The organism is Nonomuraea fastidiosa (assembly GCF_042751225.1).
Classification (GTDB): domain Bacteria; phylum Actinomycetota; class Actinomycetes; order Streptosporangiales; family Streptosporangiaceae; genus Nonomuraea; species Nonomuraea fastidiosa.
Genome location: NZ_CP170570.1, coordinates 5461666 through 5484823, shown reverse-complemented (window position 1 = coordinate 5484823; position 23158 = coordinate 5461666). Strand labels below are relative to the sequence as shown.

General features: G+C 73.6%; 11 protein-coding genes and 2 pseudogenes. 9 read left to right on the top strand and 4 right to left on the bottom strand.

The annotated features are described in order from the left end of the window. Positions 1 to 28 precede the first annotated feature (28 nt). Complete coding sequence (locus ACFMQL_RS25415) at positions 29 to 1915, bottom strand: beta-L-arabinofuranosidase domain-containing protein (protein ID WP_364056247.1); 1887 nt, start codon at positions 1913 to 1915, stop codon at positions 29 to 31. Between the two features lie 131 nt (positions 1916 to 2046). Between ACFMQL_RS25415 and ACFMQL_RS25410 the strand changes: the two genes are divergently transcribed. After that, positions 2047 to 3843, top strand: a complete 1797-nt coding sequence (locus ACFMQL_RS25410; RefSeq protein WP_378787338.1) for a hypothetical protein — start codon at positions 2047 to 2049, stop codon at positions 3841 to 3843. Then, positions 3840 to 5180 carry a GDSL-type esterase/lipase family protein gene (locus tag ACFMQL_RS25405; RefSeq protein WP_378787336.1) on the top strand — a complete coding sequence of 447 codons (1341 nt, stop codon included), beginning with the start codon at positions 3840 to 3842 and terminating at the stop codon, positions 5178 to 5180. The genes ACFMQL_RS25410 and ACFMQL_RS25405 overlap by 4 nt, the downstream gene beginning before the upstream one ends. Positions 5181 to 6397: 1217 nt before the next feature. Here ACFMQL_RS25405 and ACFMQL_RS25400 read toward each other — a convergent pair. Both ACFMQL_RS25400 and ACFMQL_RS25395 read right to left on the bottom strand, forming a co-directional pair. After that, a pseudogene (locus ACFMQL_RS25400) lies at positions 6398 to 6562 on the bottom strand (DapH/DapD/GlmU-related protein); the annotation flags it as partial. Between the two features lie 420 nt (positions 6563 to 6982). Continuing rightward, positions 6983 to 9907 (bottom strand): glycoside hydrolase family 2 TIM barrel-domain containing protein, encoded by a 2925-nt coding sequence (locus ACFMQL_RS25395; RefSeq protein WP_364056259.1) that lies wholly within the window; start codon positions 9905 to 9907, stop codon positions 6983 to 6985. Positions 9908 to 10110: 203 nt separating this feature from the next. On the opposite strand from ACFMQL_RS25395, the pseudogene ACFMQL_RS25390 reads away from it, so the two are divergent. From ACFMQL_RS25390 to ACFMQL_RS25360, 7 genes and pseudogenes are all read left to right on the top strand, one after another. Continuing rightward, positions 10111 to 11223 (top strand): annotated as a pseudogene (locus tag ACFMQL_RS25390) (beta-galactosidase); the annotation flags it as partial. 27 nt (positions 11224 to 11250) lie between these two features. Beyond that, positions 11251 to 12108, top strand: a complete 858-nt coding sequence (locus tag ACFMQL_RS25385; RefSeq protein WP_378790207.1) for a beta-galactosidase trimerization domain-containing protein — start codon at positions 11251 to 11253, stop codon at positions 12106 to 12108. Beyond that, positions 12105 to 13601, top strand: coding sequence for an alpha-L-fucosidase (locus ACFMQL_RS25380; RefSeq protein WP_364056265.1), 1497 nt, complete (start codon positions 12105 to 12107; stop codon positions 13599 to 13601). The genes ACFMQL_RS25385 and ACFMQL_RS25380 overlap by 4 nt, the downstream gene beginning before the upstream one ends. A gap of 12 nt (positions 13602 to 13613) precedes the next feature. Further along, the gene (locus ACFMQL_RS25375) at positions 13614 to 16160 is read left to right on the top strand and encodes a family 78 glycoside hydrolase catalytic domain (protein WP_378787333.1); all 2547 of its coding nucleotides are present in this window, start codon (positions 13614 to 13616) and stop codon (positions 16158 to 16160) included. Beyond that, the gene (locus ACFMQL_RS25370) at positions 16157 to 17149 is read left to right on the top strand and encodes a hypothetical protein (protein ID WP_378787332.1); all 993 of its coding nucleotides are present in this window, start codon (positions 16157 to 16159) and stop codon (positions 17147 to 17149) included. Before ACFMQL_RS25375 ends, ACFMQL_RS25370 begins: the two co-directional genes overlap by 4 nt. Before the next feature lie 85 nt (positions 17150 to 17234). After that, on the top strand, positions 17235 to 18611 hold the full coding sequence (locus tag ACFMQL_RS25365) for a glycoside hydrolase family 28 protein (protein WP_378787330.1): 1377 nt from the start codon (positions 17235 to 17237) through the stop codon (positions 18609 to 18611). 64 nt (positions 18612 to 18675) lie between these two features. Next, a complete protein-coding gene (locus ACFMQL_RS25360; RefSeq protein ID WP_378787328.1) occupies positions 18676 to 22410 on the top strand; it encodes a WD40 repeat domain-containing serine/threonine-protein kinase in 3735 nt (1244 codons plus the stop codon). Between the two features lie 66 nt (positions 22411 to 22476). Here the strand turns inward: ACFMQL_RS25360 and ACFMQL_RS25355 are convergent, their stop codons facing one another. Beyond that, a complete protein-coding gene (locus ACFMQL_RS25355) occupies positions 22477 to 23112 on the bottom strand; it encodes a hypothetical protein (RefSeq protein ID WP_364056280.1) in 636 nt (211 codons plus the stop codon). Between the last annotated feature and the right edge of the window lie 46 nt (positions 23113 to 23158).

The following is a 23158-nucleotide window of genomic DNA, read 5'->3' as shown; positions in this document are numbered from 1 at the left end:
CGAGGGGGTGCGGCCCGTGTCGCGGTGCTCAGTGCATCGGGGTCCAGATCGTCATGGGCCCCAGGTCGCGGTTGGCCCAGGCGTAGTACGGGATGAAGGTCAGATCGACCGGGCCCTCGTGCTCCGGCTCCAGCGGGGCGGCTGCGGTGCGGTAGGGGTATCCGCCGTCCTCCTCGCGGTGCACGTGGACCCGGCCGCGCGCGTGGACCGGCACCACCTCGGCGGGCAGGCCGGTCAGGGGCCTGCCGTCGGTCAGCTCGGCACCGGCGAGGCACAGGTCGTCCACGCCGGCGTCCGGGTGGTCGGCCTGTTCCAGGCAGTAGACGAGCGGGCCGCGCTCGACGGCGACCTGGCCGCGGGCCACGTCGAGCCGGGGCACGGCGGCGGTGAGCCGGGGGCGTACGGCGAGGTCGAGCACGACGCGGTCGCCCGGCCGCCAGGTGCGGCGGGCGCGGTAGTACGAGCCGGGCCGCGCGGGCAGGCCGGTGCCGGACAGGCCGTCCACGGTGGCGCCGTCGGCCCACGACGGGATGCGGGCGGCGAGCGTCCACGGAGTGCCGGGGGTCTCGACGACGGTGATCTCGACGCGGCCGTCCCACGGGTAGCCGGTCTCGACGCGCAGCACCACGTCACCGGCCCTGAGGGTGCCGGGGGCGTACAGGTGGAGCTGGACGCCGCCGCCGTCGCGGGTGACGAGGTAGCGGTCGAGCGAGGACAGCAGGCGCATGACGTTGGGCGGGCAGCAGGCGGTGCCGTACCAGTCCTGGCGGCCGCGCGCGGCGGCGCGGCGGTCGTCGGGGTTGGCGCCCGCGCGGACGCGCAGCGCGTTGACGTAGAAGAAGCGGTCGCCGGAGAGCGAGACGCCGGGCAGGACGGCGTTGTAGAGGGTGCGCTCCATGAGGTCGGCGTAGGCGGACTCGCCGGTGGCGAGCAGCATCCGGTACGACCACTGGACGCTGCCGACGGCGGCGCACGTCTCGCAGTAGGCGGTCTCGGGCGTCAGCTCGTACGGGCCGCCGAACTGCTCGCCGTACCAGACGGAGCCGAGCCCGCCGGTGAGGTACGTCTTGGTGGCCACCATGTGCCGCCACTGCCGGGTGAGTGCGGCGAGCAGCTCGCGGTCGCCGGTCTCGGCGGCGACGTCGGCGGCTCCCGCGGCGAGGTACATGGCGCGGACGGCGTGCCCCTCGACGGTGGTGGCCTGGCGCAGCGGGACGCGGTCCTGGCGGATGCCGGGCCCGTGGTGGCCCTTGAGCGGCAGCGTCTCGTGGCCCCTGCCGTCGATCATGCGGGTGGCCAGGTCGAGGTACGCGCGCACGCCGGTCTCGCGGTAGAGCTCGACCAGCGCGGTCTCGATCTCGGGGTGCCCGTCGAGCGCGTCCGGCGGCAGGTCCTTGACGAGGTGGTCGGCGAAGCGGCCCGCGACGCTCAGCAGGCGTTCGTCGCCGGTGGCGCGGCGTCCTGCGACGGCGGCCTGCATGAGGTGGCCGGCGCAGTAGAGCTCGTGGCTGGATGCGAGGTCGCTGTAGCGGGCGCGGCCGGTGAGCTGGGTGTGGGTGTGCAGGTAGCCGTCGGGGGCCTGGGCGGCGGCGACGAGGGCCGAGGCGTCGTCGTACGCGCGGGCCAGGTCTGCGGACGGCGCGCGGCCGCGCTCCCAGGCGAGGGCTTCGAGCCACTTGTAGACGTCGGAGTCGGCGAAGACCTTGCCGCGGTGCCGCCCGCCGCCGCGTGCGGCCTGTTCGAGATTGGCGAAGGCGCCGGACTCGCGGATGCGCTCGCCGCCCAGGGGAATGGTGACCTCGCGGTTGACCCGCTGCCGTGCTGCCCAGAAGCCGCCGTCGATCCGCATGCCGGGGGCGGGTCGCAGGGTCACGGCGGCTTCCGGGCGGGGTCGTACCACCGAATCATCGCTCATGCGGACATCCTGCCTCAGTGTTTATATATCCAACAAGATACGAATATCTATGCTCACCTTGACGCCACAGGAGAGGCGTCGGAGGCTGGGATGCAAGGTTTATGCGTGCGTGAATATTTATGAGGGGAACGATGCCTGAGATTCCCGACACGGTCGTGCTCGAAGAGCGGGCCGCGCTGGCGATGAACGCCGTGGCCGGGCTGCCGGACGAGAGCATGGGCGGCATCCCGTACTTCAGCGCCGACCTGCTCGCCCGCCCTGCGGTGCTGCGGCACGGCGACTGGGACTGGGGCTCCAGCCACGGACGGCTGCTCGACGCCTGCGTGCTGGCCAGGCACATGACGGGCAAGGACACCTGGCGGGAGGTCGAGGACGGCTACCGGCGGCGACTTGCGACCTTCTTCGGCCCCGACGGGCTCAGTTACCGCCAGGCCCGCCCCGAGGCCGGCTGGCCGGCCAACGCCAACCTCATCGACCAGCGGGCCGTGATCCTCTCCCTGACCACCTCGTACCTGTCGGACGGCGACCCCGAGGTCAGGAAGCTGGCCGACGCGCACGTGGCCGCGCTCAAGCGCATCGCCATCAAGGAGCGCGACGTCTGGTTCTATCCCGCCTCCGAGTACACCCCCGACGGCTGGCCGTCCCCCAACGCGATCGCGCTGCACCTCGCCCCCGACCCGGCCTCCTTCAGCGGCCGGCTCATCATGCCACTGCTCCGCTACCACCAGGCCACCGGCAACGACGACGCACTGGAGCTGTGCGGCTGGTTCGCCCGGCTCATCGTCGAGAAGAGCGGCGTCTACCTCGAGGACGGCGGCTTCAACGCCGCCCGTGCCTACCGCAGCGGCCACTTCCACACCCGGCTCGGCACCCTCGAAGGGCTCGCCAGGTACGCCCTGCACACCTGCGACCACGAGCTGACCGCGTTCGTGCGCCGCTCCTACGACTGGGCGCTCGGGCAGGCCACCGCGTTCGGCTGGACCCCCGGCGACCTCGCCGACCAGCGGTACGAGCACGAGAGCTGCTCCCTGGTCGACCTCATCGGCCTCGGCACCACGCTGGCCCGCGCCGGGCACACCGGCTACTGGGGCGTCGCCGAGCGCTTCCTGCGCAACCACCTCGTCGAGTCGCAGCTGCTCGACCTGAGCTGGGTCGAGTCCGCCCCCGACGACTCGCTCGACGAACCCGGCTGGACCACGCACGTACGGGTGGGCGAGCGCGTCCTCGGCGCCTTCGCCGGGTACGGCGCGCCCAACGACTTCGTCTGCGACGTCGAGCTGGGCCGTGGCCACACCGCCGACGTGCAGGCGTGCTGCGTGGGCTCCGGCGTGCGCGGCCTGTTCTGGGGCTGGAACAACGTCGTCACCGCCGACGACCGGGTGACCCGCGTCAACCTGCTGCTCAACCGGGCCACCCGCCAGGTGACCGTGCTCAGCCACCTGCCGCACGAGGGCCGCGTGGACCTGGAGGTGCACGAGGACCTGCGGGAGCTGCGGATGCGGGTGCCGGAGTGGGCCGGTTACGCGAAGGTCCGCGTCACGCGCGCATTGGGCGGCTCGGGGGGCTTGGGGGGCTCAGGCGGCTCGGACGGCGCGGACGGCTCCGCGGCTCCCGGCGGCTCCGAAGACCCCGGAGCCGTGGAGACCTTCGACGGCACCAGGACCGGGGCCTGGGCTCCCGACGGTTACCTGTCGATCCCCGCGCCGCGCCGGGGCGAGCGCGTCACCGTCACCTTCCCCGTCCCCGAGACGACCAGCACGGAGGTGGCGGCGGGCCGCGAGTACCGGGTGCGCTGGCGGGGCGACGACGTGATCGGGATCAGCCCCGAGGGCACGGCCCGGCCGATGTACAGCGGCCGACGGGTGCATCCGGTGGCGCCGCGCCGTACGTACGAGCTGAACCGGCCCGCCACCGAATGGACGTGGTGACGGCCTGGTCGGCCGCATCCGAGGCGCTCGGCGGTGACCTGTGCGAGGTGACGGTGCGCAACGTCGTCCGTCCCGTCGTGAGCGGGACCGGGCTGCGGGTGCGGCTGACCAACGCGCTCGGCGACCGCACGGTGCATTTCGGCCACGTGTACGTGGGCGTGCCCCGCGAAGGCCCGGCCCTGGAGCCCGGCTCGAACCGCCTGGTCACCTTCTCCGGCTCCCCGGAGGTGCGCCTCCCGCCTGGGGCGACGGCACTCAGCGACCCGATATCCGAGGCCGCACCCCAGGGCACGTCCCAGGACGTGCCGCACACCACCGCCCGGAACACGATCGCCCGAAACATGATCGCCCGGAACACGATCGCTCGCTACACGGTGCGAGGTCCGACGCCGCACCCAGGACGGGATCCCGGACAGACCCCGGCCTCGGACCTGGTGCGGGCCGGGCGCCGGCTCGCCGTCAGCGTCTACCTGCGCGGCCCCGGCGGCGTCCTGACCGGCCGCAACCGCGCCACCGCCCCCGCTCATCCGCCTCCCACGCTCCCGACCGGGGTACGGGAGACGGCCGGTGTGCAGGAGGCTGCCGGTGTGCAGGAGGCGGCCGGTGTGCGAGAAGCGGCCGGGATGCGGGAACCCGCAGGGGCGCCCTCCTACCGTTCGGTGCGCGGTGACCACGCCGGGGACGAGAGCGGAGAGGCGTTCGTCGAGGAGACGACGGTATGGCACTGGCTGGACGCGCTGACCGTGGTCCCCGCCGAGCCACCGGTGCGGGTGGTGGCGGCGCTGGGCGACTCGATCACCACCGGCGTCGGCTCGCGGACCGGCCACGGCTGGCCCGACTTCCTCTCAGCCGGTACGGGGCTCGCCGTGGTGAACGAGGGCGTGTCCGGCGGGAAGGTCCTGACGGCGGGGACCGGACGGCCGGCGGAAGCACGGCTGACCGCCGAGGTCCTGACCAAGCCGGGCATCACCACCGTCATCGTGCAGGCCGGGATCAACGACCTCGGCGCGGGCGCTCGGGCGGAGGACCTGATCGCCGCGTACCGGCGCATGGCCGCAGCCGCCCGCGCCGCCGGGGTGCGGCTGGTCGGCGGGACGATCACGCCGTACGAGGGCGCGGAGTACCACACGGCGTCCGGCGAACGGGCCCGCCAGGAGGTGAACGCGTGCCTCCGGCGAGGCGGCGTGTTCGACGCGGTGGCCGACTTCGACGCCGCCCTCCGCGACCCCGCCCGCCCGGCCCGCCTCCTCCCGGCTTACGACAGCGGCGACCACCTCCACCCCAGCACCGCAGGCCACCACGCCATGGCCACCGCCGTCCCCCTGCCTCACCTCTGACCACCCCGCCCGCCGTGACACCTCCCACCACCTCACGCGGCGGCGCCTCAGCCCACCGGGTACGTGATGGCGGGTTCGGGGCGGTGGACGCCTCGGGGGCGGTAGCCGAGGGTGTCGGAGAGGCCGAGGTAGTCGGCGAGCAGCCAGATGATGGCGAGCCACATCTCCGTCCCCTGGAGGCCGGGCGTGCGGGTCGCGCCGGTGCCGCTGGTGAGGGCGAAGCTGAGGCCGGCGCCGTCGTGCCAGCCGCCGAGCGCCCGTTCCAGGTGCTCCCGCGCCCAGGCCTCACCCTCGGCGCGCCGGTGCCGGGTCTGGCGTCCGGCGAGCCAGAGCGGGTGGATGACGTCGAGCACGTTGCAGGCGTTGCCGGTGTCCGGGCCGAAGTAGCGGGGGTCGCGGGCCTGGGCGAGCACGGTGTCGACGGCCCGCTCCGGATACGGCAGCGGCAGCCCGAACTGCGCGTACGTGCCCCGCGTGAGCCGGTAGAAGCCGTTGACCACCTGCAGCCACCCGGCGTCGGAGTCGGGCTCGCCCCACATGCCGTGGGCAGGACGGCACCGGCTGAGCAGCCAGCCGTACAGGGTCTCGAACTGCGGGCCGGTCAGGCCGAAGTCGGCGAGGTTGCGGTAGAGAGCGGTGCCGATGGCGTCCACGACGGAGCCGGCCGTCCAGGCGTTGCGCGTCCAGTCGAGGCCGTCGAGCAGGGCGATGAGGTCGGCGGGCGGAAGCTCGGAGACGGCTCTGATCGGGTGGCGGAAGCGGGTGCCGAGCAGGTCCAGCGCGTAGCCGACGGAGAGGATGTGGTACGCGGTGATGCCCTCGAGCTGCAAAGGGCTCCCGGTGCCCGCCGCCTCGCCGGTCCTTCCGGCGGTGTCCTCGCCCCCGTCGTTCCCTCCCCCGTGAGAGGCCGCCTCGGGTGAGCCGGGGGCGCCGATCTCCGGGACGAGGCCGGTGATGGGGTCCTGGCGGTCGCGGAGGAAGGCGATGATCTCGTCGCGGGAGGGCGTGGGCGGCGGTCCGCCGAGCAGCAGGTCGGCGATCTCGACGGCGTCGGCCCAGGCCCGTACGGTGGGCGCGGCGCCGGGCCGGTCCAGGTAGCGCTCGCCGTCCCAGCAGCGGGCCAAGACGTCGTGCGCCTGCTGCCTGGCCCGCTCGGCGAACGCGACGAGCCGCCCCTCCAGGTCACGCGGTGCGGACGGGCGGCTCGCCCCGTCTCGCGGGGTGCGGCGGTCGCGGATCAGGCGGGCCGGGTTGCCGGCGACCATCGCCCAGGCGGGCACGTCCTTGGTGACGACGGAGCCGGCTCCGATGACGGCGTGGTCGCCGATGGTGACGCCGTCGAGGACGACGACGTTCGAGCCGATCCACACGTCGTCGCCGACACGGATGCCCTTGCTGGTGATCGGCTGGCGGAAGACCGGCCGGTCGGGGGCGGTGCCGTGGTTGAAGCCCAGCAGGGAGGTGTGGGCCCCGATCCGTACGGCGTCGCCCAGCGAGACCGTGCCCCGGACGACGGCGTACGGGTTGACGGTGCAGTCGCGTCCCATGGAGATGTCGCCGGTCACGTACGCGTGGGCGGCGAGGTAGCAGAAGTCGCCCATGCGCAGCCGGTCGGTGTGCACGGCGGCCAGCGGCGAGATGAACACCTTCTCCGCCGGCTCGAGCCCGATGCTCTCACGCAGCCCGGCGATGTGGGCCTCCTGGGCGCGGCGGTCGTCGTCGGTGGCGTGGTCCCAGTACAGCCATGGACAGTAGTCGAACGTCATGGCGGCTGATTCCTCTCGGCTCGTAGGGGGTTCACGTCACGGATGCACCGGGGCCAGCGTCATCGACCAGGTGTAGGGGCGCACCTGGAGCCGGTGACGCTCGGGCAGGGCGGGCCCGCAGGAGGCGCTGCCGATGCCCTGCTGTCCGTGGTCGAGGTTGAGCCACACGCGCCCGGAGTCGGTGAGGTCGTGCGGGTGGCGGGCGGCCCGCAGCGCCTCGCTGGTCCAGCGGCGGGCGGTGAAGTCGACGTACGGCTCGCCGTCCACGCGCAGGGTGGGCAGGCCGGGGCCGGACACCTCCAGCCAGCGGGTCTCGACGTGGTTGCCGTTCTCCTGGGGGACGACGTACGGGGTCTGCAGCGCGTCGATGGAGCCGCTGAACCTGCCGACGCGGGCGGCGGCCCTGCTGTCCACGTACGACTCGCCGGGCCCGAGGCCGAACCACGTGACGTCGGTGTAGCCGCCGGGCAGCGCGAACCTCGCGCCCATGCGGGGCGGCCGGACGGTGAGGTGGCCGTAGGCGGTGTCGTCCCAGTCGCCCACGGGTTCGGCGTCGATCCGCAGGTGCAGGGTGCCGTCGTCGCGCAGCCGGTACGTGTACGCGGTGCGGAAGCCGAGCGTGCGGGTGGCGGGGCCGCTGCGCCCGCGGACGACGAGCGTGCGTTCGTCGGGACGTTCGATGCCGCCGGTGCGGTGCACGAACCTGTCGATGCCGGCGGCCTCCCAGTCGGCGGCGAGGTCGTTGGCGCCGCCGATGCCGTGGTCGTTCGAGATGGGGGCGCGCCACACGTCGAGCACGGGGCCGTCGAGTTCGAGGTCGCCGATGCGCAGCAGCCGGCCGGTCCTGCCATCGAACACCGCCGCCCCCAGCCGCAGCTCTCCCTCCGCCTGTCGCGAGGGGGTGGCCGGTGTCACGCCGGATGCGCGGCGGCGGTGGGTGCCGTTTCCGAGCCTGGCCTGGGTGAAGGCGACCACGTGCCCGGCCGGCGCCCAGCGGGCGTCCCCGGCCAGGACCGCCTCCACGGTCAGCCACGTCTCGCCCTCGTCGGCGGGCTCGACGGGCGGCAGCGGCACGCGTACGGACGAGCGCGCGGGACAGTGCGGCACGGAAAGCGTCCCGGAAACGCCGCGCTCCCCGTCGGTCTCCGCGAACCACCGGAACGCCAGATGCCCGAGCGCGGCGAAGTCGTACTTGTTGGTGACGACCAGCTCGCCGCCCGACACCTCCATCGCCACCGGCTCGATGGCCTTGCGCAGCTCCAGCAGCCCGGGAGAGGGCGTGCGGTCGGGGAAGACCAGGCCGTCGATGCAGAACCGCCCGCCGTTGGGCCGGGCGTCGATGTCGCCGCCGTGCCGGTGGTAACGGCGGCCCAGCTCGTCGTACCCGGCGAGGCCGTGGTCGATCCACTCCCACACGAACGCGCCGCAGAACCGCTCGTACGACTCCAGGATGCGCTGATAGTCCACCAGCGACCCGGGTCCGTTGCCCATGGCGTGCGCGTACTCGCACAAAAGGAACGGCAGCCCGCGACGCCGCACGTCATCAGGCGAGCCGGGCTCGACGCCGTCGGGCGTGTCCTCCTTGCGCTGCCCGATGCGCTCCAGGACGTCCTGTGCCGGATACATGAGGCTGTAGAAGTCGGAGTGCCGGTAGGAGGGGTCGCGCTCGTAGTGCAGCGGCCTGGTGGGGTCGCGCTCGCGGATCCACTTCTCGATCTCGCCGAACGCGGCGCCGCTGCCGCTCTCGTTGCCCAGCGACCAGATGATGACGCTGGGGTGGTTCTTGTCGCGCTCGACCATCCGCCGGGCGCGGTCGAGCAGGGCGTCGCGCCACATGGGCTCGGCGGGCGGGTTGCCCTCCCAGCCGGAGTAGATGAAGCCGTGCGTCTCGATGTCGCACTCGTCCACGACCCACAGGCCGTACTCGTCGCACAGCCGCAGGAACTCGGGGTGCGGCGGGTAGTGGGAGGTGCGGACGGCGTTGACGTTGTGCCGCTTCATCAGCTCGATGTCGCGGATCATGGTGGCGCGGTCGAGCGCGCGGCCGCGGTCGGGGTCGTGCTCGTGCCGGTTGACGCCGCGTAGCAGCACGGGCCTGCCGTTGACGAGCAGCCGCCCGCCGGCGATCTCGACGGTCCTGAAGCCGACGGCGAGCTCGATGGTCTCGCCGGCGGCGCGCAGCGTGCCCCGGTAGAGGTGGGGGTCCTCGGCGCTCCACGGCCGCACGTCCGGCACGGTGACCTGTTCGCCGGTGGGGACGGCGAGGCCCAGCGCGGGCAGCTCGACCAGGCCGGGGGCGTCGGCGGTGACGAGGAGGGTGCCGGTGCCGTCGCGGTAGGAGGCGTGCACGGTGAAATCGTCGATGCCGCCTTCGGGCCGCGACAGCAGCTCGACGTCGCGGAAGATGCCGGGCAGCCACCACATGTCCTGGTCTTCGAGGTAGCTGCCGGACGACCAGCGGTGGACGCGGACGGCCAGCACGTTGCCGCGCTCGCGCAGCCGCCCTGTGACGTCGAACTCGAACGGCAGCCTGCTGCCTTTGGAGTGGCCGAGCAGCTCGCCGTTCAGCCAAACCGTGCCGCAGGAGTCGACGCCCTGGAAGCGCAGCACGTCGCGGGCGGCGGGCCAGCCGTCGGGCAGGTCGAAGCGGAGGCGGTAGTCACCGGTGGGGTTGTCGTCCGGCAGGTACGGCGGGTCGATCGGGAACGGGTAGGCGGTGTTGGTGTAGAGCGGCTTGTCGTGACCTTCCAGCACCCAGTGCGAGGGCACCCGGATGGTGTCCCATGCGCTGTCGTCGAGGCCGGGGTCGGGCAGGCCGGGGCCGGTGCCCGCGGCGGTGCCGGAGAGCCGGAAGCGCCATTGCCCGTTGAGCGAGAGTCTGGGAGCGTCGGAGACGAAGTCCGCACGCGGTGCCCGCCGTCCCGTGCCGGGTGCCGGGTCCTCGTGGAAGTCGGCGATCACGTACGTCCCTCCGGAGGAGTCGCCAAAACGTTTTAACCCTAATGGTCCGGACTCCACGACACCAGATCTCAGATGCATTGACATGGGGGCATGAATAAATATATCATCTGGTAAATCGTTTTAAGATCATTGGGTAACTCCATGGCTCCTTCTCCCCCACGAGTCCGGCCCATGTCCGCTTCGGCACCGCGTACTACTGGGAGTACCAGCGCACCCCCGATCTGAAGCTCGATCTCGACCTCATGGCCCAGGCGAGGATCGACACGATCCGCGTGGGCGAGTCCGTCTGGTCCACCTGGGAGCCGCGCGACGGCGTCTTCGACCTCGACTGGCTGACGCCCGTCCTCGACGGCGCCCACGAGCGCGGCATGAAGGTACTGCTCGGCACCCCCACCTACGCCATACCGCCGTGGCTGCAGCGCAAGCACCCCGAGCTGGCGATCGTGCGGGCGGGCGGCGGCCGGATCCCGTGGGGCGCGCGCCAGGAGATCGACTTCACCTCCCCCACGTTCCTGCACTACGCCGAGCGCGTCATCCGCCAGGTCGTCGGCCGCCACGGAAGCCACCCGGCGGTGCTCGGCGTCCAGCTCGACAACGAGCCTGGCCTGCACCTCATCCACAACGAGCCGGTGTTCGAGCGGTTCAAGGCGTGGCTGGCCGACCGGTACGGCGACGTCGAGCGGCTCAACGAGGAGTGGGGGCTGACGTACTGGTCGCACCGCATCGGCGACTGGAACGAGCTGTGGCCGCCCTCCGGCAACACCACGCCCTCCTACGACCTGGCCTGGCGGCGCTTCCAGGCCGAGCTGACCACCGAGTTCATCACCTGGCAGGCCCGGCTGGTGCGCGAGCTGGTGCCGGAGGACCGCGAGCTGACCACGTGCCTGGCCTACCAGCGCCCGGCGCTGCACGACGTGCGGCTCTCCGAGCACCTGACGGTCACCAGCGGCAACGCCTACTACCTGCCGCAGGACCACCTCGTGCACGACCCGGCCGACACGCCGATCGAGGTCTCCTGGTTCAGCACCACACCGGAGGGCCTGTTCCAGGCGGCCGACCGCATGTACGCCTCCAAGGGGCGCCGCTTCTGGGTGACCGAGACCAACGCCACCTCGATCGCCGGCTCCCAGCTCAACCTCACCCCGTACGACGGGCAGCTCCGCCAGGCGGCGTGGGCCCTGGTGGCACGCGGCGCGGAGATGATCTCGTACTGGCACTGGCACACGCTGCCGTACGGCGCGGAGACCCACTGGGGCGGCATCCTCGGCCACGCGATGGAGCCGGGCCGGATCTACCGCGAGATCGCGGCGCTGGGCGCGGAGCTGGCGCACGCGGGCGACGACGTGGCGGGGCTGACGCCGGACGCCGACGTCGGCTTCCTCTACTCGCACGAGAGCAAGTGGGCGCTGTCCTTCCAGCCGCCGCTCACCCTCGACGGGCGCAACCCGGACAAGGACTCCTACGAGCGGATCCTGGCCACGTTCTACCGAGGCGCGGCCGACGCGGGCCTGCAAGCGGCGTTCGTGACACCCGCACAGGTCAATCGTTTGCCCATCGCGGTGGCGCCCGCGTTCCACTGCCTGCCGGACGCCGCCGCCGAGGCGCTGGCCGGGTACGTCGAGGGCGGCGGCCACCTCATCCTGACCTTCCTGACCGGCTACGCCGACGAGGAGGCGAGGGCGCGCACCGAGGTCGCGCCGGGCCCGCTGCGCGCGCTGGCCGGCGTGCGCTACCTGGAGTACGCGACGCTGCTCTCGCCGCTCCCCGTGCACGGGCTCGGCATCCAGGACGTGGCCAGGCACTGGGCCGACGCCCTTGAGCCCGAGGGCGCCGAGGTGCTGGCCCGCTACGACCACCACCACTACGGCCGCTGGCCTGCGATCACCCGTCACCGCGCCGGCGCGGGCACCGTGACGTACGTCGGCACGCTGCCGGGCCGCAAGCTGGCCGCCGAGCTGTTCCGCCAGGCGAGCACCCGCATGACCCGCCCGGAGCCGCTGGTCGTGGCGACCGTGCCGCAGGTCAGCATCCGCTCGGCGGTCAACGCGCGGGGCGAGCGCCTGTGGTTCGTGCACAACTGGTCCGGCCGCGCGAGCACGGTGACGCTCACCGACCGGGCGACCGAGGTCACCGGATCCCGCGAGAGGCTGCCGCCGGGCCCGCTGCGCCTGGCGCCCTTCGACGTACGGGTGGTGAGATGAGCGCGTTCCGGCCTGACTGGGAGTCGCTGCGCGCCCACCGGATCCCGAAGTGGTTCGGCGCGGCGAAGTTCGGCATCTGGTCGCACTGGGGCCCGCAGTCGGTGGGCCGCTCAGGCGACTGGTACGCCCGCCACCTGTACGGCATGCAGCCCTGGTCGGAGCCGTGGGAGCGCAAGCGGGCCACCAGGCAGCACGCCCATCACCGAGCCCACTTCGGCAAGGGCGGCGCCAAGGACCTGTTCCCGCGCTGGCGGGCCGAGCGCTTCGACCCCGACGAGCTGATCGACCTCTACGTGGGCAGCGGCGCCCGCTACTTCGTGGCGCTGGCCACCCACTGCGACAACTTCGACCTGTGGGACTCCACGCTGCACGCCTGGAACGCCGCCCGCATCGGCCCGCGCCGCGACATCGTGGGCGCGTGGGAGCGCGCGGCGCGGGCGGCCGGGCTGCCGTTCGGGCTGAGCTTCCACCAGAACTGGACGTGGCGCTGGCTCGACGTGGCCCACGGCGCGGACCCGGAGACGGGCGAACCGTACGACGGAGGGCTCACCACCGCCGACGGCGCGGGCACCTGGTGGGACGGGCTCGACCCGGCCCAGCTCTACCCGGAGCGGCACGAGCCGGGCGCCAAGCCGCCGGCCCGGGTGGCCGAGCGCTTCTACGCCCGCGTCCGCGAGGCGCTCGACCGCTACCGCCCCGACCTGGTCTATCTGGACGACGGGCGGCTGCCGTTCGACGAGGGCAGCGTGGTGGAGTCGGAGCCGGCCAGCAAGGAAGGACTGGCGCTGCTCGCCCACTACTACGACACCTGCCCGACCGGCGGCGTGGTCACGATCAAGGACGTGCCGGACGCCGACCGCACGGCCGTGCTGCTGGACTGCGAGCGCCGCCAGCTCGACACCGCGCAGCCGCACCCGTGGCAGTTCGACACCAGCGACGGCGAGTGGTTCGACTGCGCCGGCGACGACCCGATGTTCCACCCGCGCAAGAGCGCCCAGCAGGTGATCCACACGCTGATCGACGTGGTGAGCAAGAACGGCTGCCTGCTGCTGAACGTGCCGCAGCGCGCCGACGGCACGGTGGACGACCATGCCCGCGAGCTGCTGGCCGGGGTGGGCGCGTGGCTGCGGGTGTGCGGCGAGGGCGTCTACGGCACCACGCCCTGGGTGCGCGCCGCCGAGGGCTCGACCGGGCTGGGCGAGACCAAGGGCTACGAGGGCTACAACGAGGCCGACCGCGCCTACACCCCCGGCGACATCCGCTTCACCAGGCGCGGCGAGGCCGTCTACGCCACGCTGCTGGCCTGGCCGCACGACAGGACCGCGGTCGTGACCAGCCTGGGCACCGCCGCCGGGCTGCTTGAGCGCCGCCCGCAGCGGGTCGAGCTGCTGGGCCACGGCCCGGTCCCCTGGACGCTGTCCTCCGACGCGCTGCGCGCCGAGCTGCCACCCGAGCCGCCGACGACCGCCGCGTACATGCTGAAGATCATCTGAGGAGTGTCTTCGTTGCCGACGAACCTGCGAACGTGCGACCTGACCGACCCACTCGGCATCGAGGCCACCCGGCCCGTCCTGAGCTGGCGGCTCACCGGCGCCGCCGCGCAGACCGCCTACCACGTGCGGGTGGACGGCCTGTGGGACAGCGGCGAGGTCGAGTCGGCCGACCAGCGCGTGGTCTACGGCGGCGAGCCGCTGGCCGGCCGCACCGCCGCGATCTGGCGGGTCAGGACGCGCGACGAGACGGGCCGCTGGTCGGAGTGGAGCGAGCCGGCCCGCTTCGAGCTGGGCCTGCTGGAGCCCGAGGACTGGTCGGCGTCGTGGATCACCCACCCCGACTGGTACGACGAGGGCGGCGACCCCCGCGTGGGCGAGGGCCGCCCGCTGCCGCTGCTGGCCGGCGAGTTCACCCTCGCCGGGCAGGTGGCCGCGGCCCGCCTGTACGTGGCCGGGCTCGGCGTGTACGTGGCCTCGCTGAACGGCGCCCCGGTGACGGACGCCGTGCTGGAGCCGGCGTACACGGACTTCACCCGGCGGGTCGCGTACGCCACGCACGACGTGACGGCGCTGCTGCGGGAGGGACGCAACGCGCTGGGGCTGACGCTCGGCCCCGGCATCGCGCACGTCTTCCCGCACCAGGACCGCTACATGAAGTTCTACGGCTCGAAAGCCGCGCCGAAGGCGATCGCGCAGCTCGAAGTGCGTTACGCCGACGGCACGACCGAGCGGTTCGGCACGGACTCCGGCTGGCTGGCGACCGAAGGCCCGACCACCCGCTCCCACTGGTACGGCGGCGAGGACCACGACGCCCGCCTGCGGCTTCCGGACTGGGACGTCCCCGGCGCGGACCGCTCGGGCTGGCGGCCGGTCGTCGTCCTGCCCGGCGGCACGGAGCTGCTGCGGGCCCGCTCCTGCCCGCCGATCAGGGTCACCGAGGAGCTGCCCGCCGTGGAGAAGCGGCCGGCCAAGGACGGCACGCCCGTCTTCGACGTGGGCACGGTGATCGCGGGCTGGGCGGAGCTGCGGCTCGACCTGCCGGCCGGGCGCTACCTGCGGGTGCTGCCCGGCGACCAGCTCGACGACTACGGCCGCGTGGTGCAGTCGAAGCCGACGACCGGCGCGCCGATCTTCAACACGTACGTCACCAAGGACGGCCCGCAGACCTGGCATCCGGACTTCCGCTACGACGGCTTCCGCTACGTCGAGGTGCAGGGCCTGCCCGAGCACGTCGGCCGCGAGGCGGTGGCGGGGCTGGCGCTGCGCGCCGCCAACGACGCGATCGGCCGGTTCGAGACCTCGAACCCGCTGCTCAACGACATCCACCGGATCATCGACCGCGCGGTGCGCGGCAACATGTACAGCGTCCTGACCGACTGCCCGCACCGGGAGAAGCTGGGCTGGCTCGAGCAGACCCACCTGCTGTTCGACGTGGTGGCCTACAACTACGACGTGGCCGCCTACCTGCGCGAGCTGCTGGTCACCATCGCCGAGGCGCAGACCCCCGAGGGCCTGGTGCCGGACATCGCACCCGAGTACGTCGTCTTCGACGGGCCCTTCAGGGACGACCCGAACTGGGGCGGCGCGATGGTGCGCATCCCATGGCAGATCTACCGCTGGTACGGCGACACCTCGGCGCTGGAGCGGCACTACGACGCGATGGCCCGCTATGTCGGCTACCTGACGGGCAAGGCCGACGGCGGCATCGTGCGGCACGGGCTCGGCGACTGGTTCGGCCTGGACGGCAGCACGCCGGTGCCGCTGGTGTCCACCTGGGGTTACTGGCGGGCGGCGGGCACGCTGGCACGGGCGGCCGAGGTGCTGGGCCGCGACGACGACGCCAAGCGGTACCGCGCGCTGACGGACGAGATCTCCGCCGCGTTCACCGATGCGTTCCTGAAGGACGGGCGCTTCGGCGGCGGCGGTCAGGCGTCGCAGGTGTTCGCGCTGGACATGGGCGTCGTCCCCGCCGACCTGGCGCAGGGCGCGCTCGACGAGCTGAGCGCGGCCGTGCGGGCGGGTGAGATCACGGTCGGCGAGGTCGCGCTGCCCGCGCTCTACCAGGTGCTGACCAGGGCCGGGCGGCACGACGCGCTCTACGGCTTCGCCACCTCCACCAGCCACCCGAGCTACGGCTACCAGGTGCGCCACGGCGCGACCGCGCTCACCGAGGCGTGGGACGGCCCGACCCGCGGCCTGTCGCAGAACCACTACATGCTGGGCGCCATCGACGCCTGGTTCTACCGGGGGCTCGGCGGCATCGGCCAGGCGCCCGGCTCGACCGGGTTCCGCCGGCTGCTCATCGCGCCGGCCGCGCCCGGCGACCTCGCGTCCGTGACCGCCCGCACCGAGACCCCGTACGGCGAGGTGGGCGTGGCCTGGCAGCGGGCGGACGGCGCGTACGAGCTACAGGTGGAGGTGCCGCCGGGCTCGACGGCCGAGGTGCGGCTGCCCGACCTCGGTCTGCCCCGCTGCACCGCGCCCGGCGCGGCGACCGCCGTGGGTGAGCGGGCCTGGCAGGTGCCCGCGGGCCGCTGGACGTTCGGGGCGGGCCGATGACCGGCTACGACCCCGCGCGGCTGCGCACACCGCACAAGGCCGACCGGCTGCTCATCGGCCCGTCGGGCGAGCCGGGCGCGTTCGACGCGCTCTTCGTGGACTGCCCGTTCGTCTGCTCCGACGGCGGCGAGTACCTCATGACGTACGTGGGCTTCGACGGCACCGGTTACCAGACCGCGCTCAGCCGCTCGCGCGACCTGACGACGTGGAGCCCCGGCGAGGTCGTGTTCCCGCGCGACCCCGGCCACCCCTACCGGCGCTACAACGCCGCGCTCACCTCGATCGTGCGCGACAACCGGCTCGGCTCCGACGGGCAGGTCACCTGGCTGGACGGGCGGGCGATCGGCACCTACCACGCCTACCCCGAGCCGGGCATGGAGTCGGGCGCGGCGATCATCGGGTTCGTCGTCAGCGAGGACCTGCGTACCTGGAAGGACACCGGGTCGGTGCTGCGCCCGCAGGACGGTGGCGCATGGGAGCGCGGCGGCCTGTACAAGTCGTGGCTGCTGCGCCACGACGGCCTGTTCTACTGCTTCTACAACGCCAAGAACCGCACCTACGACGGCTGGCGCGAGCAGATCGGCTACGCCGTCTCCCCCGACCTCGAGCACTGGGAGCGCCCCTGCTCCGAGCCGGTCGTGCCGAACGGCGGGCCGGGCGCGTTCGACGAGCGCTTCGCCTCCGACCCGTGCGTGCTGCGCGACGGCGACTGGTGGGTGATGTTCTACTTCGGGCTCTCCTTCGACGGGCACGCCCGCGAGGGGTACGCGGTCTCGCGCGACCTGCGCACCTGGAAGAAGGGCGGCGAGATCCTGGTCGACGTGGGGCCGCCGGGCAGCGTGGACGACACCTACGCGCACAAGCCCGCCGTCGTGACCCACGAGGGACGCCTGCACCACTTCTACACGGCGGTGCGGCGGGCCGAGCCGTACCTGGTGGGCGAGCACCGCATGACCGAGCACAGGGGCGTCGGCGTGGCATGGGCGTGACCAGGCGCGCGGCGCACCTTCATCCAGGCATCACGCTCACCGGCGTGACGGGCCGACCCCCGCTTTCCGTATCCGGAGGACATCGATGCAGCACTCTCGCAGGACGTTCCTGGGCGCCGCGGTCGGCGGCTTCGTCATCGCGCCGGCCCTGGCCGGGCCCGCCGAGGCGGGCACCGCGTGGAGCCGGGTGCCCGCGATCAGGCGGCGGATCAGGCCGCCGCGCTTCCCCGCCCGCACGTTCCCCATCACCCGCTACGGCGCGACCGGTGACGGGACCGCCCTGTGCACCGAGGCGTTCCGCCGGGCCGTCGAGGCGTGCTCGGCGGCGGGCGGCGGCCGGGTGCTGGTGCCCGCGGGGACGTACCTGACCGGCGCGATCCACCTGGCCGACGATGTCGAGCTGCACCTGGAGGAGGGCGCGGTCATCCGCTTCAGCCGCGACCCCGCCGACTACCTGCCGGTCGTGCCGACCCGGTACGAGGGCATCGAGCTGATGAACTACTCGCCGTTCATCTACGCCTACGGCCGCACCAACGTCGCCATCACCGGCTCCGGCGTGATCGACGGCCAGGCCGACGCCACGCACTGGTGGGACTGGTCGAACGACCCGCCGCCGTCGGAGGGCCCCGACAAGCAGCTGCTCGCCCGCATGGCGGAGGAGGGCGTGCCGGTCGCGGAGCGGGTCTTCGGCGAGGGCCACTACCTGCGGCCCAACCTCATCCAGCTCTACCGCTGCCGCAACGTGCTCATCGAGGGCGTCACGGTCAAGGACTCCCCCATGTGGAACATCCACCCCGTCCTGTGTACGAACGTGACGATCCGCGGCGTCACCGTGGACAGCCCGCACGGCCCCAACAACGACGGCTGCGACCCCGAGTCCTGCGTGGACGTGCTCATCGAGAACTGCACGTTCGACACCGGCGACGACTGCGTGGCGCTGAAGGCGGGCAAGAACGCCGACGGCCGCCGGGTGAACGCGCCCTGCCTGAACGTCCTGGTCACCGGCTGCGTCATGCGCGACGGCAACGGCGGCGTGACCGCGGGCAGCGAGACGACCGGCGGCGTGCGCTGGGTGTTCGCCTGGGACTGCACGATGAGCAGCCCCCACCTGGAGCGCGCGATCCGGATCAAGACCAACCCTGACAGAGGCGGCTACGTCAGGGACTTCTACGTCAGGAACGTCACGGTCGGGCAGGCCGCCGACGCGGTGATCGAGGTGGCGCTCAACTACGAGAACAAGCACACCGGCCCCTACTTCCCGTACGTCGGCGACATCGAGATCACCAGGCTGCGGGCCGGGACGGCGCCCAGGGCCTTCACCCTCATCGGCAACCCCGGCAACCCGATCCGGGGCGTGAAGGTGACCAACAGCGTCTTCGAGAACATGACCGAGGACGACGTTGTGTCCGATGTGACCGGGTTCGTGCTGCGTAATGTGCGGGTCAACGGACACAGAGTGTGACCTTTACCCAACCACTGCGTCACCGTCGCCGTCCAACCTGGCATGAGCAGTCCACTGATCGACGGTGACCCGCAGCGACTCGGCGGCTACTGGCTGGCCTGGCCTCGGCGAAGGCGGCCAGGGAGTCGTCTACGAGGGCTATGACGAGGACGGCACGCGGGTCGCGGTCAAGGTGCTGCGCGGCGACCCCGACGGGCAGCCCCGGCTGCGCGAACGGCTGGCCAGGGAGGCCGCCGCCGCGCAGCGGGTCGCGCCGTTCTGCACCGCCAGGGTGCTGGACGCCGATCTCGAGGGACCCAGGCCGTACATCGTCAGCGCGTACGTCGAAGGGCCCAGCCTGCGCGCCGCCGGGCGCACCTTCGGCGGCGACGACCTGCACCGCCTGGCCACCGCGATCGCCACGGCGCTGACCGCGGTGCACGACGCCGGCGTCGTGCACCGCGACCTCAAGCCGGACAACGTGCTGCTCGGCCCCGACGGGCCCCGGGTGATCGACTTCGGCATCGCCCGTACGCAGGAGATGACGCTCAGCTCCACCGGCTCGGTCACGGGCACGCCCGGCTACCTCGCGCCCGAGGTGCTCTCCGGCGAGCGGGCCGGTCCCGCCGCCGACGTGTTCGCCTGGGGCGCGGTCGTCCTGTACGCCGCCACCGGCGAGGACCCGTTCACCGGCGACTCGGTCGCCGCGGTCATGCACCGCGTGCTCGCCCACGAGCCCGACCTGTCGGTGCTGCCCGCGTCGCTGCGCCGCCCGGTGGGCGCCGCGCTGGCCAAGGACCCCGCGGAGCGTCCGACCTCCCGCGATCTGCTGCTCGCCCTGCTGACCGGTACCGATCCCGTGCTGCCCGCCCGTCTGCTGACCAGGACCGGCGACGCCGTACGCCCGCTCGCCTCCGGCGGCGCGCACCCTCAGGACACCCCGGGCCCCGCACGGAGGCGCGCACACCGCACCATGGACACCACGCGGCGGCACGTCCGGGGCGCCGCGGGCTCCGTGGACACCGAGCAGCTCCTCGCGCTGGGCGCCGGTGACGGGCGGCGGGTCACCGCCGCGTTCGCTGTCGCGGCCGACCCGGCGCTCGACGTGATCGCCGAGGACGCCTACGCCGCGCTCCCGCCGGAGGACCGGCTCCTCGTGCCTGAGCTGTTCCTGCGGCTGGTCACCGTGACCGACGAAGGCGAGCTGGCGCTGCGCGAGGCCCGCAGGTCCGAGCTGCCCGCCGGGATCGACCGGGTGCTGTCGGCGTTCTCGTACCTGGTGTCCGGCGGCGACCCCGTACGCCTGCTGCGCCCCGCGCTGCCGCTGGCCTGGCCCCGGCTGCGCGGCTGGATCGAGGCCGACCGCGACGGCCTGGCCGTGCACCGCCGCATCACGGCGGCCACCGGACGCTGGCAGCGGCACGGCCGCAAGGACGCCGACCTGTTCCACGGCAGCACCCTCGACGACGCGCTGCGCTGGGCCGCCGCCGAGCGCAAGCACCTCACGCTCACCCCCGCCGAGCGGGACTTCCTGGCCGCGTCCGCCACGCTCACCCGGCGGCGCACGCGCCGCATCCGGCTGCTGTCGGTGGGCCTCGCCGCGCTGCTCGCGCTCGCCGTGGGCGCGGGCGGGCTGGCCTGGCGGCAGAGCACCACGCTGGCCGGGCAGCGCGACGCGGCCGACTCGGCCCGGCTGGCCGCCGCGTCCCACACCGTACGCGGGCGCGACCCCGTGCTCGGCATGCTGCTCGCCGCCGCCGCGGGGAAGCTGTCGCCCACGGGCGCGGCCAGGTCGAGCCTGATCGCGGCGGCCTCCGACCCGGCGACCACGGCCTTCCACGACCCGGCGCTCGGCCCCGACATCGTGCGCACGCTGACCGCCGACGGGCGCTCGCTGGTGAGCGTCACCCCCGGCGCGGTCACGGTGTGGGACGTCGCCACCGGCCGCCGCACCGGCGGCTTCACCGCCGCCATCACCGGCCCTCCGCCCGCCGCCGCGGGCTCCGGCTCCACCGCGACAGGCTCTGGATCCGCCACGACGGGCTCTGAGGCCGCCGGAGCCGGAAGCGAGGCCAAATCCGGGGCGGCCGGCGGAGCCGGAAGCGCGGCCGGAGCCGGATCTGGGGCCGGCGCCGGGGCTGGGGCCGGGCGGATGCGGGAGGCGGCCAGGGCCGCCGCCGACGGCTACGACACCGACCCCGAGAGCGGACGGCTGCGGGGAGCGGCGGTCAGCGAGGACGGCAAGGTGCTTGCCGTGGCCGACGACACGGGCGTGGGCCTGTGGGAGCTGGCCACGGGACGCCCGCTCGGCCGCCGGCTGCCCGCACCCGGCGCGGTGGACCTGTCGATCGCGTTCAGCGGCGGCAGGCTGCTGGTGACGGCCGGGCAGGGCACGCGCGTCTACGACTGGCGTACCGGGAAGACGACGTCGCTGCCCACCATGCGGCGGCCCGCCGTGCACCCGAGCGGCCGGTACGCGGTGGCGGGCCCCGACATCTACCTGCTGCCGTCGGGCAAGCGCCGCCCCGGCTACCCGGGCGTGTGCGCCGACTGCGACAGCGCCGCCGCCTTCAGCCCGGATGGCGCGCGGCTGGCGATCAGCGACGACGACGGCCTGACCGTGTACGACACCCGCACCCGCGAGGAGATCGACGTCCTGTACGGCTGGGAGGCGCACGCCGTGCCCGTGTTCAGCGCGGACGGCGAGCTGGTCGCGGGCGTCGGCAGGTCGATCAAGGTGTGGCGGCCGGGCGCCGGCGAGCCGCTGCTGCTGCAGCGCCGCCCGCGCGACCCGGTGACGGCCGCCGCGTTCGGCCCCGGCGGGCTGCGCTACCTCAGCGACGACACGGTGGTGACGCTGGTGCCCGCCCCGCCGTCCGACGAGCCGATGGACGCCGTACGGCTGAGCGGCGACGGCCGCACGGTGGCCATGCACGCGCTCGGCAGCACCGACATCACGCTGAACGGCCGCCACAGGAAGGTGGGCCACTTCGACGACTACGACAGCGAGCTGGCCTTCAGCCCCGACGACCGGCTGCTCGCGGTGCGGCGGGCGGACCACGTCACGGTCCACGAGACCGCCTCGTGGCGGAAGCTCGCCGCGCTCACCCCGGAGTTCGCCGCCGAGGTCGAGGCGAGATCGGTGCTGCCGACCGCGAAGGGCCTGTGGACGGCGGGCGAGCGGACGTTCACGCTCTGGGGGCTGCCCGGCGGGCGGCGGCTCAAGCAGGTGCCGAGGCCGGAGCGGCTGCTCGGCTGGACCGCCACCGCCGACGGGCGGCTCGTCGGGCTCGACGGCGCCGGGTCGCGGCTGGTGGACCTGGAGACCGGCACGCCGCTCGGCGCCCGGCTGTCGCTGCCGGGGCAGGCCGACGACGTGTGGTTCGGCGCGGAGCTCGACCTGGTCGCGGCGAACTTCTCCGGCAAGGTCGGCGTCTGGGACACCGCGACGGGCATGCAGGTGGGCAACTGGATGCGGATGGAGGGCCCGCCGTGGGACGCGGCGTTCTCGTCCGACGGCCGGCTGTTCGCCTTCGCCTCGCAGGACAACACGCTCAGCCTGTGGGACGTGCGTCAGGGACGGCGGATCGGCCCGCCGGTGGGGCTCACCGGCAGCGCCCGCTCGGTGGCCTTCACCGCCGGCTCCGCCGAGGTGCTGGCCATCGGCAGGGGCGGGCGGCTGACCCGGCTGCCGACCACGGTGCCGGCGCTGGCCGAGACCGTGTGCATGCGGGCGGGCCGGAGCCTGACCCAGGAGGAGTGGCGGCACTACCTGCCGGACCGCCCGTACGAGCCGGTCTGCCCGCCCCGCGAACGCTGACCGTCGCGCCGGAGCCGGCCCGCGCGCCGCCCATCGCACCGTGGCCGCGCCTGGCGCGCACCGACGTCAGGCCCGGGTCGGGGTGGTCGCGGGGAGGCCGTCGCCGGACGGCCCGCGGCCGAGCAGCAGCGTGCCGAGCCACATGACCGCCATGCCGACGGCGGCCAGCGCGGTGCCGGCGCCCTCCTGGAGCGTGGCCACGCCCAGCAGGACCACGCCGGCGGCGGTGACGCCGGCGCTGACCGTGGTGACCCGGCGCAGCAGGGCGAGGACGGCCGCCATCGCGAGCACCGCGAAGAAGAACAGCTGCGCACCCGGCGTGTAGACGACCAGCTCGATCCCCGGGTAGGCGCGCGCCTGGCTCAGCAGCGCCCGCATCTGCTCGCCGTCGGAGGCGGTGAACCCGGCGTGCAGGGCGATGGCGAGCTGGGCGAGGTTGGCGGCCACGCCGAGCAGCGCGACGACGGTCGCCGCCTCCACCGCCGCCCGGCGGCCGCCGCGTACCGGTCCGGCCAGGCCGCGCATGGCGAAGATCATGAGGCCGAACATCGCGAATCCGGCCAGCCAGGCGAGGTGCCCTGCCGTCCACCAGGGACCGGGCTCCGCCTCACCGTGGATGGGACGGAGGAGGAACCAGCCGGCGAGCAAGGCGGCGGGGCCGGCGGTGAAGGAGATCTGGGCCAGGCGGCTTGCGGGGTTCATACGGGCCACGATGCCCCGTTCCGCCCGGCCCGCTCATCGGTGATCG

Coding starts and splice junctions, on each gene's coding strand:
- ACFMQL_RS25415 (WP_364056247.1), bottom strand. CDS start 1,915: ATGAGCGATGATTCGGTGGTACGACCCCGCCCGGAAGCCGCCGTGACC.
- ACFMQL_RS25380 (WP_364056265.1), top strand. CDS start 12,105: ATGAGCGCGTTCCGGCCTGACTGGGAGTCGCTGCGCGCCCACCGGATC.
- ACFMQL_RS25370 (WP_378787332.1), top strand. CDS start 16,157: ATGACCGGCTACGACCCCGCGCGGCTGCGCACACCGCACAAGGCCGAC.
- ACFMQL_RS25365 (WP_378787330.1), top strand. CDS start 17,235: ATGCAGCACTCTCGCAGGACGTTCCTGGGCGCCGCGGTCGGCGGCTTC.
- ACFMQL_RS25410 (WP_378787338.1), top strand. CDS start 2,047: ATGCCTGAGATTCCCGACACGGTCGTGCTCGAAGAGCGGGCCGCGCTG.
- ACFMQL_RS25355 (WP_364056280.1), bottom strand. CDS start 23,112: ATGAACCCCGCAAGCCGCCTGGCCCAGATCTCCTTCACCGCCGGCCCC.